Consider the following 16,373-nt stretch of genomic DNA (forward strand, 5'->3'; position numbering starts at 1 on the left):
CTACCAGCGACCGTCCCACGCGGCGAAGTTCTGCAGCAATTGCAGGCCATGGGTATGGCTCTTCTCCGGGTGAAACTGCACGGCAAAGCGCGAACCGTCAGCCAGCGCGGCAGCGAAATCGACACCGTAGTGACCGCGACCGACAACCTGACGCTGATTGGCCGCATCAATGTAGAAGCTGTGCACGAAGTAAAAACGCGCCATGTCCGGAATGCTGTGCCACAGCGGGTGATCCACTGCCTGCGCCACCTCGTTCCAGCCCATGTGCGGCACTTTCAAATGCGCGCCATCTTCATGCAGATCCTTGCCGAAGAACTTCACCTGGCCGGGGAACATACCGATGCAGTCAACGCCGCCATTCTCTTCACTGCTGTCGAGTAACGCCTGCATGCCGACGCAAATACCGAGAAACGGGCGGTCCTGACTGACTTCACGCACCAGCGAATCAAAGCCCAGGCGGCGGATTTCAGCCATGCAGTCACGAATCGCACCTACACCGGGGAACACCACGCGATCGGCTTCACGAATCACATTGGCATCGCTGGTGATGTGCACGCGGCCAGCGCCAACGTGCTCAAGCGCCTTGGCAACAGAGTGCAGGTTGCCCATGCCGTAATCGATGACCGCGACTGTCTGCATCAGAGCACACCCTTGGTAGAAGGCATTTGCCCGGCCATACGATCATCCAGCTCAACCGCCATGCGCAGTGCACGACCGAACGCCTTGAAGACGGTTTCGATCTGGTGGTGAGTGTTGGTGCCACGCAGGTTGTCGATGTGCAGCGTCACGTTGGCGTGGTTGACGAAGCCCTGGAAAAACTCCTGGAACAGGTCAACGTCAAAGCCGCCAACAACGGCGCGGGTGTACGGCACATGCATTTGCAGGCCCGGACGCCCCGAGAAGTCGATGACCACACGCGACAGCGCTTCATCGAGCGGCACGTAGGCGTGACCGTAACGACGAATGCCTTTCTTGTCGCCGATAGCTTTGCTGAAAGCCTGACCCAGAGTGATACCGACGTCCTCCACCGTATGGTGATCGTCGATCTCAAGGTCGCCTTTGCAGTTGATATCCAGATCGATCAGCCCGTGACGGGCGATCTGGTCGAGCATGTGCTCAAGAAAAGGCACGCCGATATCGAATCGGGCCTTTCCGGTGCCATCCAGGTTGATCGACGCGTTGATCTGGGTTTCCAGAGTATTACGCTCGACGTACGCCTTACGTTCGGCCATCACCAGCTCCGCAAAATCATTGGGCGAAAAAGGCGAGCATTATAGGCCCAGAACCGGCTGGCATGAAGCAAACAGAAGAAGGGAAAGCGAGAAGACGACGAATTACGGACGGATGCTGCTTTTTGGTGCGAATAAATCGGGAGAATGTGGGAGCCGGGCTTGCTCGCGATGAGGTCGACGCGATTCACTTTAGATCGCGCCCAGCCTTATCGCGGGCAAGCCCGGCTCCCACAATACAGCGTTCCAACTTGAGGCTTGGGTTGCTAGCCTCTACAGCGGCTTAGTGGAACAACACCGCAGTCTTCTGCAGAGTGATCCAGACGCCCCACGCCAGCGGGATGCCTACTGCTAGCCAGGCGGCGATAGCCAGTGGCTTGCTGCCCGGATCGGCTTTCCACTCAAGAACAGTGGTGTGATCCGCGCCTTTGTCCATACCGTAGGATTGCTCGACGGCCAGCTCTTCCTCAGTCATGAAGTACTTGTCGGCCACCGGACGAACCAGCAGGTTACAGATGAAGCCCAGCACCAGCAGACCGGACAGGATGTACAAGGTCATATCGTAAGCGTCGGCACGGGCAACGCCGTGGCTCAGCTGATATTCACGCAAGTAGTTGACCAGAACCGGACCGAGGATGCCTGCAGCAGCCCAGGCAGTCAGCAAGCGACCGTGGATGGCACCAACCATTTGCGTACCGAACAGGTCAGCCAGGTAAGCCGGAACCGTTGCAAAACCACCGCCGTACATCGACAGGATTACGCAGAACGCGGCTACGAACAGTGCAACGCTACCCATGTGGCTCAGGCTTGGCACCAGCGCGTAGAGCAGGAAGCCCAAGGCGAAGAACACGAAGTAAGTGTTTTTACGACCCAGGTAGTCCGAAAACGAAGCCCAGAAGAAGCGGCCACCGATGTTGAACAGACTCAACAGGCCGGTGAAGCCCGCAGCGATAGCGGCGATCTGGCCCAACTGAGCAGCGTCAAGCTGGTTGAACGCCAGGTCGAGGCCAAGCAGCTTACCGGCGAAGACTTCCTGCAGCAGCGGCGAAGCCATGCCAAGAATACCGATACCAGCCGAAACGTTAAGGCACAGCACCAGCCATACCAGACGGAACTGCGGCGTTTTCCAGGCCACGCTCACGTGCACGTGACGGTTGGTGATCATCGCGTTGCTGGCTTTCTTGACCGGAGCGGTCCAGCCTTCTGGTTTCCAGCCGGTTGGCGGAACGCGGTAGGACAGTGCGCCACCGATCATGAAGATGAAGTAAATCACCGCCATCACCACGAAGCTCTGCCAGACGCCCACACCTTCAGGCGAAGCGAAATGGTTCATCAGCGCTGCGGCCAGTGGAGCACCCACCATCGCGCCGCCACCGAAGCCCATGATCGCCATGCCGGTAGCCATACCGCGCTTGTCCGGAAACCACTTGATCAGGGTCGAAACCGGCGAGATGTAACCCAGCCCGAGACCGATACCGCCGATCACACCGGAGCCGACCCACATCAGCCATATCTGGTGGGTATAAATCCCCAACGCAGAGATCAGCAGACCGCCACACCAGCACAGTGCCGATACAACACCGGCCTTGCGCGGGCCTGCGTGTTCCAGCCAGCCACCCCAGATGGCAGCCGAGCAGCCCAGGAAGATGAAGAACAGGGTGTAGATCCAACCCAGCATGGAAATGGGCCAGTCGCAGGCAGACGAGAAGATCTGTGCGAAGAAGCTCATGTCAGGCGCGCAGGCTACTGGAGCCTTGATGCCAACTGCCTTGGACAACGGCAGCCAAAACACAGAGAAGCCATACGCCATGCCGATGCACAGGTGGATAGCCAATGCTGCAGGTGGTACCAGCCAGCGGTTAAAACCAGGCTTGGCGATGATGCGTTCTTTGGACAAGAACGCAGGCTGTGCGGGTGAACCGCCCAACGCAGTGCTTGTACTCATTGTTATTTCCCCAGAAAAAGAAGCTCACAAGGTGTCTACGTTCCACCCACAGCCTCCGTGCACGTAGGCAACGACCGTTTTATCGGCAGAGTTCCCGATTACGTGACAAATCGACGCACCGGATTAGCGAACGGCGCGAGATTATCATCTGTCAATTAAAAAAAGGCGTTTTGACATCACTTTTTTTGACGCCATCGGTCCGACTCCTGTTTTTAGGGCACAATCTCCCGTGCCACCCGTCGCAAGAGGACATTCCATGCCTATCGTTGTTGAATATCTTCAGTCGGCTACCTACCAGGCTCAGGGCGATTTGCAGAAAATTTATCGCGACGCCCCTCGCTGGCTGCTCACACCTTTCGCCGATGCGTTGGAACTGGTCGATAACTGCCTTGAAGACGGCACTCTCCTGGTCGCACACCTCAATGACCGATTACTCGGCGCCGCACGCCTTCAACGTCATGACTCGGTGTGGGAGCTGTCTCATTTATGCGTTCGCAAAGCCACGCGCCGCAGGGGCCTGGCCGAACAACTGATCCGGCAAGCGCAAAAGTCGGCGCGTCAGGCAGGTTGCGAGCTACGCTTGCTGGCAACCGCCGAACCTCCCGAAGTCCAGGCCCTGGCGGCTAAACTCCAGGTGCCTTTGCAGGTCAACGCAGCCGCAAAAGCTGAACAAGGCGAGGCTTGAGGCATCCAAAACCCTGCACCTGCGTGAGGAGGTTATACTCGCGGGCAAATTTTGAACGTTCGACTACAAGGACTCGCCCATGAAAGCGTTCGGCAAAATCCTGGGACTTTTTGTTCTCGGGCTGTTGCTGATCATCGTGGCTCTCGGCTTTGCCCTGACCCATCTGTTTGATCCCAACGACTATAAAGACGAGATTCGCCAACTGGCCCGTGACAAGGCGCACGTTGAACTGACCCTCAACGGTGATATCGGCTGGAGCCTGTTCCCCTGGCTCGGTCTTGAATTGCACGAAGCCAGCGTCGCGACCCTGAACAATCCGACCAAGCCTTTTGCCGATCTGCAGATGCTGGGGCTGTCCGTTCGCGTACTGCCGCTGCTGCGTCGCGAAGTACAGATGAGTGATGTCCGGGTCGAAGGCCTCAACCTCAGCCTGAGCCGCGATGAAAACGGTCATGGCAACTGGGAAGACATCGGTAAACCGGCTACCCCTGACGTAGCCACCACCACGCCTCCAGCCGATGGCGAACAGGCTCCGGCAGCGAAACCGGACAAGCCGTCGCAGCCGATCAAACTGGATATCGACAGCCTCACGGTGAACAACGCCCGGGTGGATTACGTCGATGCGCGCAAAGGTCAGTCCTTCACCGCCGAGAGCATCCAGCTCAGCACCGGTGCCGTTCATGAAGGCGCCGACATCCCGATCAAACTGACTGCATTCCTCGGCACCACCCAGCCCGTCATGCGCGCCAAGACCGAACTGGTGGGGCAACTGCGCCTGGATCGTGCCCTCAAGCGTTATCAGTTTGGCGACATGCGTTTGTCCGGCGAAGCATCGGGTGAGCCATTGCAGGGCAAGACCGTGACCTTCGCCGCACAAGGTCAGTTGTTGGTAGATCTGGCAGCGAACGTCGCTGAATGGACCAACATGAAGCTGTCTGCAAACCAGCTACGTGCTTTGGGTGAGTTCCGCGCCCGCGACCTGGACAAAACCCCGCAAATCAGCGGCGCATTGTCCGTTGCTCCGTTCGACCTGCGGACTTTCCTTGACAGCGTTGGCCATTCGCTCCCGGCCATGGCCGAAGGTAGCCTGAGCCAGGTCGGAATGATCACCCGCATCAGCGGCACGCCGAACAGCGTGGCGTTTGAAGAATTGAATCTGAAAGTCGACGACAGCACCTTCACTGGTCGTGTCGCCGTGGAAGACTTCGCCAAACAGGCCCTGCGCCTGCAACTCAAGAATGACACCTTCAACGCTGATCGCTATCGCCCTGCCGAAAGCGAGGAGAAAAAAGGCGCGAGCGCGGCACGCAAATCTGAAGTGCAGAACAGCGAAGCCGCCGCCGTGGCTGGCGCAGGCACTACGCCGCTGCCGGAGCAGCCGACCAAAGCCGCCTGGAGCACCGCCAAACTGCTGCCTCTGGAGCGCATGCGTAAACTTGATGTCGACGCCGACGTCAGCTTCGGCGCATTGACGGTCGAGAAGCTGCAAATACAGAACGCCGTACTGAAGACTCAAGCCCTGGACGGCGTAGTCAAAGTCGACAGCCTGCGCGGTGATCTCTACGGCGGCAATTTCGACGTCAAAGGCAACCTTGATGTACGCCCGGACGTGCCACTGCTGAACCTGCAAACGCGAGTCGACAAGGTCCCGGTCGAGCGCTTCCTGCAAAGCCAGGATCAAAACCCGCCCGTCAGAGGCTTGCTGACCCTCAACAGCAATCTGACCGGCAAGGGCAACAGCGAAAAGGCGCTGATCGACAGCCTGAACGGTACGGCCAGCTTTATGCTCACCAACGGTGTGCTGGTTAACGCCAACCTTGAGCAGCAGCTTTGCCAGGGCATCTCGATTCTCAACCGCAAGACACTCAGCGGTGAGCCTCGCGGCAAGGACACGCCTTTCCGGCAGCTCAACGGCAATCTAGTGTTCCGCAACGGCGTGGCTAGCAACCCCGACCTCAAAGTGCAAATCCCTGGCCTGACCGTCAACGGCAATGGCGATGTGGACCTGCGGGTGCTGGGCATGAATTATCACGTCGGCGTCATCATCGAAGGCGACAAGACTGAAATGCCCGACCCGGCCTGCGAGGTTAACCCGCGCTATGTCGGTATCGAGTGGCCTGTTCAGTGCCGCGGCCCACTGGAGCTGGGCGCCAAGGCTTGCCGTCTCGACAAGGAAGGCCTCGGCCAGATCGCCGCGAAAATGGCAGGCGACAAGATCGGCGAGAAGATTGAGGAAAAGCTCGGCGATAAAGTCAGCCCTGAATTGAAAGACGCCCTGCGCGGCCTCTTCAAACGCTAAACACAACACCTGTAGGAGCGCGCTTGCCCGCGATTCAACCTGTCAGGCGACACATTGTCGCCTGACCTGACGCAATCGCGGGCAAGCGCGCTCCTACCCTGAACAGGCGAAGACCTGGATTACTCATCAAACCGGATCAGCAATGCAACCCGAGCAATTCTCCAGCGCTGTGCTTGATTGGTACGACCGCCACGGGCGACATAACCTGCCCTGGCAGCAAGGCATCACGCCATACCGGGTCTGGGTGTCGGAAATCATGCTGCAGCAAACCCAGGTCAGCACCGTACTGAATTACTTCGACCGCTTCATGGAAGCGCTGCCCACGGTTCAGGCATTGGCCGAAGCGCCTGAAGACGAAGTACTGCATCTATGGACCGGGCTGGGGTACTACACCCGAGCGCGCAACCTGCAGAAAACCGCAAAAATCGTGGTCGCCGATCACGACGGTGAATTCCCTCGCGATGTCGAAAAACTCATTCTGTTGCCCGGCATCGGCCTCTCGACTGCCGGGGCTATCGCCAGTTTGAGCATGGGCCTGCGCGCGCCGATCCTCGACGGCAACGTAAAACGCGTTCTGGCGCGCTTTACGGCACAAGAAGGTTATCCGGGTGAGCCGAAGGTCGCAAAACAGCTATGGGCCACCGCAGAGCGCTTTACGCCACATGCCAGAGTCAACAACTACACCCAGGCAATGATGGATCTGGGCGCTACGCTCTGCACACGAAGCAAACCCAGTTGCCTGCTTTGCCCGCTGGAGTCTGGCTGCGAAGCTCATCTATTGGGCCTGGAGACACGCTACCCGGTGCCCAAGCCACGCAAAGAAGTCCCGCAAAAGCGCACGCTCATGCCAATGCTTGCGAACCGCGACGGTGCGATTCTGCTTTATCGCCGTCCTTCCAGCGGCCTGTGGGGCGGATTGTGGAGCCTGCCGGAGCTGGACGACTTCGAGGATCTTCAGCATCTGGCAGTGCAACACTCGCTGGAGCTAGGCCAACATCAGGAACTGCCGGGGCTGGTCCATACCTTCAGCCACTTCCAGCTGAGCATTGAACCTTGGCTGGTCCGGGTTGAGGAGTCAGCTCATCACGTGGCCGAGGCCGACTGGCTCTGGTATAACCTCGCCACCCCGCCGCGCCTGGGCCTTGCTGCCCCGGTGAAGAAGCTGCTGAAACGCGCAGCCGACGTATTGAACGCAGGAGAGTCGTCATGACCCGCACCGTAATGTGCCGCAAGTACAAAGAAGAATTGCCAGGCCTGGAACGCGCCCCTTACCCCGGCGCAAAAGGTGAAGACATCTTCAACCACGTGTCACAGAAAGCCTGGGCCGACTGGCAGAAACACCAGACGCTGCTGATCAACGAAAAGCGTCTGAACATGATGAATGCCGAAGATCGCAAATTCCTCCAGACCCAGATGGACAAGTTCCTGTCAGGCGAGGAATACGCACAAGCCGAAGGCTACGTTCCACCCGAGAAATAAAGCGTTTTAAGCAGTGCGGGTCGTAAGCGACGGTAATAATTCAGATTTTTTTAAAAACATGCTTGACGACCCCCTGAAAAACACGTCTAATGCGCCCCGTTGCCCAGATAGCTCAGTCGGTAGAGCAGGGGATTGAAAATCCCCGTGTCGGCGGTTCGATTCCGTCTCTGGGCACCACTAATTGATTTCAGGTGGTGCAAGCATCACCTGAAAAATAAAGAAACCCGCCTAGTGCGGGGTTTTTTATGCCTGCGTTTTTCTTCCACGGTCTGAGAGCCCTACCGGTTTCGAGCAGGCCAGCTTCGCTCTAAAAATCCACTCGCATCACAACGGCAACTTACAAACGCTTTGCTGGCAATCACCGCGTTCGAATCCATTCGTGCTGCCTCCCCTACCGGCATCACGGCCGGTAAAGCGGGAATGCTTCCATCAGCGGCGGTATCTCCTGGCCCATCTCTGCTGCGCTGTCAGAAGGGTTGCTCGGTTTTGGAATACTCCTGGCGAAGTGGAAGATGATGGTCTGGTCGGTGGTGCCATCCTTGTAATACTTGAAATAGCTGACCTCCGAGAATTGCCCGTCTTTACGCAGAGAATTGGGATAAAACATCATCGCGTAATCGATCCCGGTTCTATTGTCGGTCAGCAGGACTGCGGGCATGTTCGGATTTTCCTGCTGATGAAGCTGGATGGCGCGCTTGGCTAGGTCGAGGGGTTTGAAGCGGTTCATTTCGCGAGGGACGACGGTAAAGTCCACCATTTCGTTCCAGGCATCCATGCTTTCCTCTGCCGGGAAATACTCCCACAAGCCCGGTTTTTGGAATTTCAGGACAAACGTCTTGCCGCCGAACACCACCGTTTTGGTGTCGGCAATCGACGGGCTGGACATGTCAGAGGTTAACGGCGTGGTGCAGCCGCAGAGCAGGACAAAGGCAAACAACACAAGCGATTTGGCTTTCATTTCAATCCCTGGAGATGTGCGTCGGTGTATTTTTTCGCAAATTACAGTAGCCCAACGCATTACCGAATACTTCCTTTATCGAGGTCGAAGGTGAAGTGGCAGTGCGCAAAGCACACCGCTCGACATCCCTGCCTCGCTAGAAGTGCATGAAATATCGACGACCGGTCATCGGATCCGCCCGGCCTTTGATCCACGCCAGTTCACGGCAAGTGGCATGGCATAGTAATATCGCATTAATACTTTAGTTTCCTCTGGCGGCCTCCGTATGCGTGCTTCAGGCGCGAGCAAGTTTTCTGGTTTTACCCTGATCGAGTTGCTCATCACCGTAGCCATTGTTGGCATTCTGGCCGGCATCGCATTCCCCGCTTACGACAGCTATGTCACCAAGAGCAAAATCAAATCCGCTCAGGCAGATCTGGCTGCGTTGAGCCTGGTCATGGAAAACCGTTTTCAGCGCCAACTGGTTTACGGCACCACGACGTCCAGCACCACTGCAGACACCAAATGTGTCGCGAGTACTGGCAGCACAGGCTGCACTTCTTCGTCCTGGCAGCCGAGCCAGTCTGATTCGTTCACCTACAAGATCGTGACGTCGACCAACTCCACCTACAAGCTGGAAGCCTTGGGCACGAGTGGCAAGGTCAATGGCTGCAGCATCACCCTGACTCAGGACAATGTGCGAGCTGTTGCCAGTTGCAGCCCATACAACGGCGCCTGGCTATGATGCGTGCCAAGGGCTTCACGCTGATCGAACTCATGATAACCATCGCCATCTTCGGCATATTGCTGGCTATCGGCGCGCCGTTCACCAAAGCGTGGAGCGATAGCGCCAAGCAGCGCGAGGCGGCCGGGGTGTTGAAACAAGGCATCAGCCGCGCCAAGGCCACTGCTCTGCGTAACCCTGAAGGTGCCCGTGATGACGTGGCGGCCGCGGCGCTATGTCGCTCAGGCCAGACACTGAAACTGTTCAAGATGGCCACAACTGTGGATTGCGCATCGAGCGCTACACCACTCTGGACCGCACAGCTGCCCGCCTCCGTCGGGGTCAAGGTCAGCGGCGCGGACGTTTCCTGTGTTGCGTTCAATAGTCGCGGCTTGCCGGTACTTGGCGGCAATGCCTGCACCACGTCCAGCATCGACGTAACAGCAGGCAGCGAGAGCACCTTCAATGTCCCGATCATTTAGCGGTAACGGGCGCAAGGAACGCGGCGACATACTCATGGAATCACTGACCGGCATCGTTCTGATGTCGATCATCGGGCTGGGTATCAGCTACGCCTCCTCTCGAGCGACCAACACTCAGCGGGATATGAAGCTGCAAAACGTCGCCGTCAGTCAGATGCGCAATTTGCTTGCGCTCAATGGCAAGGCCCTGTGCACCAATGCCTCACTGGCGACTATTACCCTGCCAACACAAACCAATGCCATCAATCTGGATGTCGCCTGCACAGCGGCATCTCCCGTGACCATCGGCGGGCGCACGATCACCGGCGGAACATCCCTGGGTACCGTGGTGCTGACGACGCGAACGGCCGACAACGCGTTGTTCGGTGGCGTGATTCGTGTCGGCGACGAGACATGAAACAAGCACAACGCGGCTTCAATCTGGTCAGCCTGCTGGTAGGCGTAAGCCTGTCGATGATCAGCATCCTGGCGCTACTGTCGCTGTATAAAAACCTGATTGGTGTGTCTGTGCAGTCCATTCAGGACTCCCGACAGGACGGTCAGATTGCTGCTGCGGTACTGACAGCACAACGTGAACTGTTGAATGCGGGCTTTAGGGTAGATGCCAACCCTGTTCAGATCATCTTGCTTAACGATGCAAATCTCAGCAACGGCATCTTGACCGGAACCCCTCGTGCGTTTAATGCAGCCACTTCGACGGCTCCCGCAACGGGCAATGCGATGGTCTGGACCTACAAGCCTACTGCAACCGGCAGCGCGATCTGTTCCGGGTTGCTGATGAAGAAAGATAGCGGCAAAGAAACAGGAAGCCTTCTGCGCCTGCAAGGTGGCACTAACTGCTCGCTGGTATCGCAGTGGGGCACCACGACATGGACCAGCACTGCGCTGATTGAAACGAATCAACCAGCAGCATTTTTCTCGGTGCTCTACGCACCCTGCTGGCCGTTTGGGAAAACTGCCGACGCAGCCGTCAACCGTCTGCAAGTCATGATGACCGCCAGCACGAGCACGATAGACATCAACAGCAGCGAGCCTCAACCCGCTTACGTCAAAAGCAAAAGCACCACATGCCTACCCAACCTTGAAAAGCCGAGCGCCTCATGATTTCCAAGGCCGGCCTAAAGTCCAGAGCATGCCAACGGGGTATGGCGACGACGCTCGTCATGCTGCTTACCGGCATGGCGATGACAGTCACCGCCATGGGTATGGTTTATGGCATCCGCAGCGCTCAAGACCAGCAGATGGCCAGCCACGCGGCGGTGCCAGCCGAGTCCAAAGCCTGGGAAGGGGTTGAGCTGGTACGCCTCTACTTGCTGGACATCGCTAGCCAAACCCAAGGTGAAGATCGCTTGGTTGCGCTCACTGGTAACCTGGCGAGCAATATCAACGGGCTGACAATTAGCGTTTCAGAACCTTACGTCAAAGCGACCGGCCTCATCGGCTTCAATATTTCATCGGCAGCAGGCAATAACGGCGCAGCCGGTGCAACCGCGACCTTGCAGGTTTTCTACAACGTAAAATTCGCGTCGGCTGCAGGTGCAGGCGTGATTACACAGAGCGACATCATCAAGATAGGTAAACCGCTTAACCTGACAGGATCGATCACCTTCAAGGGTAATCCTAACGCGAAGATTTCGGTAAAAGGCGATGCCAACCTGAGCGGCTCCGTGACAGGTTTACAGTACTTGCAGGCCAGCGGCGATATAGTCATCGGTGGCGGTATTCAGGTTGACGAGTTGTTCGCCAATGGAACGCTTACACTCAACGGTTCAGCCAGCACCCAGAAAGGCTCAGCCCTGGGCAACATCACTTTAGCCAGTGGCGGCACCCAAGGAACGCTTTACACCAATGGCGATATATCAATTACCAACGGTTCGGTAGGTTCCGCAAACGCACTGGGCAAAATTACCACCTCGACGGGCGGGACGCTGGGGACGCTGAATGCAGGCAAAACCATCGCGATAAGCAACGGCACAATAACTGAGGCCAATGCGGTTGGCGACGTTACCGTTACCAGTTGGCCGAGCATCAACCGCATCAATAGCAAAGCTAACGTTACGTGCCCCAGCCCGTACTGGTTTCCTCAAGGCACTATCAAAGCCCAGAGCACCAGCGGATGCCCGAACACGACCGCAGTGGTCGCTCCAACCAGTGTGACGGTGACGTTGTTCACGCCGCTGACGGCAAAGCTTGAGGACACCGCAAAGGTTGATGCCTACGACTTCAAGGACGCCTCGAACTATGTATTCGAGTACGTGAACGGAAAAAGACAGGTCACCGTCCAGAACATCAACGGGATGACAAACGGAATTTATTACCTGGGCAATTATCCTCAACAGAACGGCAGGGGCTACAACGACTTCCTGTGCAAGAACGTCGACAGCTCGAACAACTGCACATCGCCCGCTGCTCCTGACTCAACTACCCGCACGCTTTGCCAAGGTCAGTCGACTTACAACGGATGTATCACTTACGCCAACGGCACATGGACTGTTTCAGGCAAGAACCTGGCACCCGGTGCACTGTGGTTCAAGGGCAATCTGCAAATGAGCAACGGCGAGTACTACAACACTGTCGTTGCTACAGGCAATATCGCCACCAGTGGTGCCCACGTCCTGTACGCGCTGAACTACGCAGGCTACAAAGTCGTCTGCACCAACAAGTTTCTGAAGGACTCAACGAACGACTTCGCCGGCATGTACCCGACCAACTTCTGCGACACGGCTGGCGCCAAGCTGATATCCAATGCCTTGGGTAACGTTGGTTATCTGGATGGCAGTTTCACGAATGGCGTGTTTTCCGGAGGTGCGATCACGCTGGGCGCCTCAAGCGTAGTCTATGGAAGCATCGTGGCCGGAGATGTGTTCCTTACCGAAGGAAGCAGCACCGTGCACGGCTATGTTACAGCGGCGGCGCAAGGCGCTACGCCGGCCAATGCCTGGGGCGGCTCAACGCTTATAGACCTCAGCAATCTGCCCGACACCTACGTGCCAGGCCAGATACCTTCTGGAGGGCAATCCACGTGCACCACCAATTGCACGGGTTCCACTGGGACGACGGTCGCAGTAAAGTGGACGCGCTATTTGTGATGCGAGCGACCCAAGGCTCGCCTCTAGACCTCAACTTCAAGATCAGGAAACTAATCGGTGGCTTCGCCAGACAAGCAGCAAAAACGCGCCCAACGGGCGAAAGCCAAGGCCAAGCAAAACCGCTCGCAAAAGCCGGGCAAAAAAGTCGTACACCCGATCTTCGCCTCGCCGCTGGTTGACCAGCCTTTTGATGACGTCGAACTCGATCTGAGCACGTTCGACTTCAAGGACATTGTGGAGAACGGCTTTGACCCTGCCGACTTCGACGATCTGTTCCAGACCATGAAGCAAGCGCAGTCCATCAGCCAATTGGCAATGTGCGCCGTGTTCCTGCAATACCCGGTTCTCGCGCTGGTCATTGCCGAGGAAGATGAAGATCAAGCCACTGACTTCATGATGGGCCTGCTGATCACCTACCGCGCCATGTTCCATGACGAAGACGAAGATGCGGCCATCGAATGGATTGGCAGCCCAGCGTTCCAGGCTGATTACAACGAAGCCTCACGGTTGCTGATGGTGCGAGACCAAAAGGCTTCGTGATCCGAGCCGAGCTCCCGGAGCGGTCTCGCATAACAAAAACCACCCATGCCAAAACAGCAATAAATCATTCGAAAACTTGAAATTGTGGCAAGCCTCGGACTGTTCTAGATTCGGGGCAACAATCACTGTTGCCAGGTATCTCGAATGCGCCGTCCTGATGAGCTCGTGGAAAAAACCGCAGTTGAGTTGCGCCGCCTGATTGGCAGTAAGCAGATCTCCCCCGTGGAATTGATGGACGCGTGCATTCAGCGCATCGAGCAGGTCAATCCTTACGTCAATGCGGTGACCGCCACATGCTTTGATCAGGCAAGGCAACAGGCTCGTGAAGCGGAGCAGGCGGTGCTGTCGGGTCAGCCGCTCGGCTTGCTGCACGGCTTGCCGATCGGCATCAAGGATCTCGAAGCGACTGCGGGCTTGCTGACTACCTACGGCTCACCGCTCTATCGCAATAACATCCCGGCCAAAGACAACACACTGGTTGCGAGGCTGCGAGCCGCCGGGGCGATTGTCACCGGTAAAACCAACGTTCCGGAAATGGGTGCTGGTGCCAATACGCGCAATGATGTGTGGGGCGCAACGGGCAACCCGTTCAACCCGGCGCTGAATGCTGGCGGATCTTCCGGTGGCTCGGCAGCGGCGCTGGCCACCGACATGCTGCCGCTGTGCAGCGGCTCGGACACTGGTGGTTCCCTGCGCATCCCCGCCGCCAAATGTGGCGTGGTTGGCTTGCGCCCTTCTCCCGGTCTGGTACCCAGCGAACGACGCCTGTTGGGCTGGACACCCATCTCGGTGGTCGGCCCCATGGGTCGTAACGTGGCCGATACCCTGCTGCAGTTGCAGGCCACCGCCGGGTTTCACGTCAGCGAGCCATTGAGCTATGAGGTTGATGCCAGCCTGTTCCGCGCTCTGCCGGATGTAGACCTTGGCACCTTGCGAGTCGGCTACACCGAAGACTTCGGCTGCTGCGATGTGGATGACGATATTCGGCAGGTGTTTCGGCGCAAGATTGCCGCCCTTCGCCCGCTGTTTCGTAGCTGTGATGAGGTCCAGATGGAGCTGGGCGAAACGGATCGCTGCTTCGACGTGTTACGCGCAGAGAGCTTTGTGGCAGGCACCCGTGATGCCTATCTGCGAGACCCTGACTCCCTGGGTGAAAATCCGCGCGCCAATTACGAGATGGGCATGCGCATGACGCTGGAAGACTGCGCCTGGGCTGCCACCGAACAAACCCGAATCTATCGCCGTTTCCAGGCGCTATTCGAAGACTACGACCTGATCCTGTCGCCGACCACGCCGGTATCGCCCTTCCCATGGCAAGACCTCTATCTGAAAAGCATCAACGGCAAACAGCTGGAGAATTATTACCGCTGGCTCGCCCTGACCTACGTCGTCACCCTGGCGACCAACCCGGCGCTGTCGCTGCCCTGTGGCGTGGATCACAACGGCATGCCGTTCGGGCTACAAGTGGTGGGAGCGTTCCGTGCTGATGCTTACCTGCTGGCGTGTGGCGAACAGATCGAGCGGGCGTCTGTAAACCACCCCGAACTGCAGCGGCCGAGACCGGATATCGACAAGCTGCTCGGGAGTCAGGTTGATCTGAAATCCATCGTTACCGCACCGCCTTCGAGTGATGGCGGAATCGAAAGCACGACCGAAGTATCGTCGGTTTGAGAAGCATCCCTGCAGGAGATTCTATGGTCGCCGGCAACCGTTCACCTGTGGAGCGAGTCTTGCCCGTGCAGAAAAAACGCGGCATGACTCCAAATCGCAGTGTTCTTGTCGCGAGCAAGCTCTGCTCCCACAGGCATCCCTGATGACGTGGGCAACATAGAATCTCCCACCTCTCGCTTCTTAACCCCGCCGATCCTCCCGCGGGCACTGGCTGAATCGCGCCCGATAACTGCGTGTGAAATACGAAGGCGATTCAAAACCGCAGGCAATACTCACTTCCAGCACGCTCATGTCGCTTTGCCGTAACAGCTGCCGCGCTTTCTCCAGGCGCAGACCAAGGTAGAAATTACTCGGCGTATCGTTGAGATGCAGGCGGAACAGTCGTTCCAGCTGACGGCGCGTTACCTGAATGCCGTCAGCCAGCTCTAGCGTGCTTAAAGGCGGCTCTGTGTGCTGCTCCATTTCGCCAATCACCTGCACCAGCTTCTTGTTGCTGATGCCGAAGCGCGTGGCGATCTGCATGCGCTGGTGATCCTTGCGCGGGCGGATGCGGCCCAGCACAAACTGCTCGGAAACCTTGATAGCCAAGTCTGGGCCGTGGGCCTGACCGATGAGGTCGAGCATCATGTCGATGGACGCAGTCCCACCAGCCGAAGTGATGCGACGCCGATCAATTTCGAACAGCTCTTGCGTCACTTGCAGGGTCGGCCAAGCGTCTTTGAAGGCATCGATCGCTTCCCAGTGCATGGTCAGCCGATGGTTTTCCAGCAGCCCCGCCTGAGCCAGCACAAAACTGCCGGAGTCGATAGCGCCCAGCGTCACGCCCTCGTTGTCCAGACGTCGCAGCCAGTGTTCAAGTTTCGGCGTGCAAAACCTCAAAGGCTCAAACCCCGCCACCACCCATAGCGTTGCGCCCTTCTTCAGCGGCTCCAGCGCGGCATCGGCGTTGACCGACATGCCATTGCTGCCAATCACCGCCCCACCATCAATGCTCATCACATGCCAGCGATACAACTCGCCGCCAAAACGGTTAGCCACTCGCAACGGCTCTACGGCCGACACAAAGCCCATCACCGAAAAACCGGGCATCAGCAGGAAGTAGAAGTCCTGGGGCATGTCATCGCTTCTGTAGAGAGTGGTTGTCAGGGGGTCTATGTGTTCAGGACGGCCCGTCGGTACAGCAAGCAGGACTCGCTGCTGAACAAGACGTTGGTTCACGCCACTTCTGAAATACGCCCGTTAGATAAACACAGCAATAGACCATGTCGCTACCGTGCAAGTGCCGGTCGCCGC

General features: G+C 57.5%; 16 protein-coding genes and 1 tRNA gene. 12 read left to right on the forward strand and 5 right to left on the reverse strand.

Annotated elements, in window-relative coordinates:
- The 3 genes from hisH to ABRP31_RS25810 all read right to left on the reverse strand — a co-directional run bounded on the left by hisH (nt 1) and on the right by ABRP31_RS25810 (nt 3,174).
- Nucleotides 1–639, reverse strand: coding sequence for an imidazole glycerol phosphate synthase subunit HisH (gene hisH / locus ABRP31_RS25800; protein ID WP_027898919.1), 639 nt, complete (start codon nt 637–639; stop codon nt 1–3).
- The gene (hisB, locus tag ABRP31_RS25805; RefSeq protein WP_027898918.1) at nt 639–1,232 is read right to left on the reverse strand and encodes an imidazoleglycerol-phosphate dehydratase HisB; all 594 of its coding nucleotides are present in this window, start codon (nt 1,230–1,232) and stop codon (nt 639–641) included. Before hisB ends, hisH begins: the two co-directional genes overlap by 1 nt.
- A gap of 280 nt (nt 1,233–1,512) precedes the next feature.
- Complete coding sequence (locus ABRP31_RS25810) at nt 1,513–3,174, reverse strand: OFA family MFS transporter (protein ID WP_087265825.1); 1,662 nt, start codon at nt 3,172–3,174, stop codon at nt 1,513–1,515.
- Nucleotides 3,175–3,430: 256 nt separating this feature from the next.
- On the opposite strand from ABRP31_RS25810, the gene ABRP31_RS25815 reads away from it, so the two are divergent.
- From ABRP31_RS25815 to ABRP31_RS25835, 5 genes are all read left to right on the forward strand, one after another.
- Nucleotides 3,431–3,859 carry an acetyl-CoA sensor PanZ family protein gene (locus tag ABRP31_RS25815; RefSeq protein ID WP_349973507.1) on the forward strand — a complete coding sequence of 143 codons (429 nt, stop codon included), beginning with the start codon at nt 3,431–3,433 and terminating at the stop codon, nt 3,857–3,859.
- 79 nt (nt 3,860–3,938) lie between these two features.
- Nucleotides 3,939–6,158, forward strand: coding sequence for an AsmA family protein (locus tag ABRP31_RS25820; protein WP_349973504.1), 2,220 nt, complete (start codon nt 3,939–3,941; stop codon nt 6,156–6,158).
- Nucleotides 6,159–6,300: 142 nt separating this feature from the next.
- Entirely contained in the window at nt 6,301–7,368 is a 1,068-nt protein-coding gene (gene mutY, locus ABRP31_RS25825) for an A/G-specific adenine glycosylase (protein WP_087265819.1), read from the forward strand.
- Nucleotides 7,365–7,637, forward strand: a complete 273-nt coding sequence (locus ABRP31_RS25830; RefSeq protein ID WP_027901312.1) for an oxidative damage protection protein — start codon at nt 7,365–7,367, stop codon at nt 7,635–7,637. The genes mutY and ABRP31_RS25830 overlap by 4 nt, the downstream gene beginning before the upstream one ends.
- A 101-nt stretch (nt 7,638–7,738) precedes the next feature.
- Nucleotides 7,739–7,814: transfer RNA gene (locus ABRP31_RS25835), tRNA-Phe, on the forward strand.
- Nucleotides 7,815–8,037: 223 nt separating this feature from the next.
- Here the strand turns inward: ABRP31_RS25835 and ABRP31_RS25840 are convergent.
- A complete protein-coding gene (locus ABRP31_RS25840) occupies nt 8,038–8,595 on the reverse strand; it encodes a hypothetical protein (protein ID WP_349973502.1) in 558 nt (185 codons plus the stop codon).
- 265 nt (nt 8,596–8,860) lie between these two features.
- On the opposite strand from ABRP31_RS25840, the gene ABRP31_RS25845 reads away from it, so the two are divergent.
- The 7 genes from ABRP31_RS25845 to ABRP31_RS25875 all read left to right on the forward strand — a co-directional run bounded on the left by ABRP31_RS25845 (nt 8,861) and on the right by ABRP31_RS25875 (nt 15,080).
- Nucleotides 8,861–9,319, forward strand: coding sequence for a type IV pilin protein (locus tag ABRP31_RS25845; RefSeq protein ID WP_087265811.1), 459 nt, complete (start codon nt 8,861–8,863; stop codon nt 9,317–9,319).
- The gene (locus ABRP31_RS25850; RefSeq protein WP_349973499.1) at nt 9,316–9,780 is read left to right on the forward strand and encodes a type II secretion system protein; all 465 of its coding nucleotides are present in this window, start codon (nt 9,316–9,318) and stop codon (nt 9,778–9,780) included. Before ABRP31_RS25845 ends, ABRP31_RS25850 begins: the two co-directional genes overlap by 4 nt.
- Nucleotides 9,764–10,177 (forward strand): hypothetical protein, encoded by a 414-nt coding sequence (locus ABRP31_RS25855; RefSeq protein WP_349973496.1) that lies wholly within the window; start codon nt 9,764–9,766, stop codon nt 10,175–10,177. Before ABRP31_RS25850 ends, ABRP31_RS25855 begins: the two co-directional genes overlap by 17 nt.
- Nucleotides 10,174–10,884: a hypothetical protein gene (locus ABRP31_RS25860; protein ID WP_349973494.1), complete on the forward strand. Its 711-nt coding sequence runs from the start codon at nt 10,174–10,176 to the stop codon at nt 10,882–10,884. The genes ABRP31_RS25855 and ABRP31_RS25860 overlap by 4 nt, the downstream gene beginning before the upstream one ends.
- 41 nt (nt 10,885–10,925) lie before the next feature.
- Entirely contained in the window at nt 10,926–12,869 is a 1,944-nt protein-coding gene (locus ABRP31_RS25865) for a hypothetical protein (protein ID WP_349973492.1), read from the forward strand.
- Between the two features lie 57 nt (nt 12,870–12,926).
- The gene (locus ABRP31_RS25870; protein WP_087265801.1) at nt 12,927–13,409 is read left to right on the forward strand and encodes a hypothetical protein; all 483 of its coding nucleotides are present in this window, start codon (nt 12,927–12,929) and stop codon (nt 13,407–13,409) included.
- 144 nt (nt 13,410–13,553) lie between these two features.
- The gene (locus ABRP31_RS25875; RefSeq protein WP_349973490.1) at nt 13,554–15,080 is read left to right on the forward strand and encodes an amidase family protein; all 1,527 of its coding nucleotides are present in this window, start codon (nt 13,554–13,556) and stop codon (nt 15,078–15,080) included.
- A gap of 180 nt (nt 15,081–15,260) precedes the next feature.
- Here the strand turns inward: ABRP31_RS25875 and ABRP31_RS25880 are convergent, their stop codons facing one another.
- Nucleotides 15,261–16,196 carry a GlxA family transcriptional regulator gene (locus ABRP31_RS25880; protein ID WP_349973487.1) on the reverse strand — a complete coding sequence of 312 codons (936 nt, stop codon included), beginning with the start codon at nt 16,194–16,196 and terminating at the stop codon, nt 15,261–15,263.
- Nucleotides 16,197–16,373 lie beyond the last annotated feature (177 nt).

Source organism: Pseudomonas caspiana (assembly GCF_040224095.2).
GTDB lineage: Bacteria > Pseudomonadota > Gammaproteobacteria > Pseudomonadales > Pseudomonadaceae > Aquipseudomonas > Aquipseudomonas caspiana.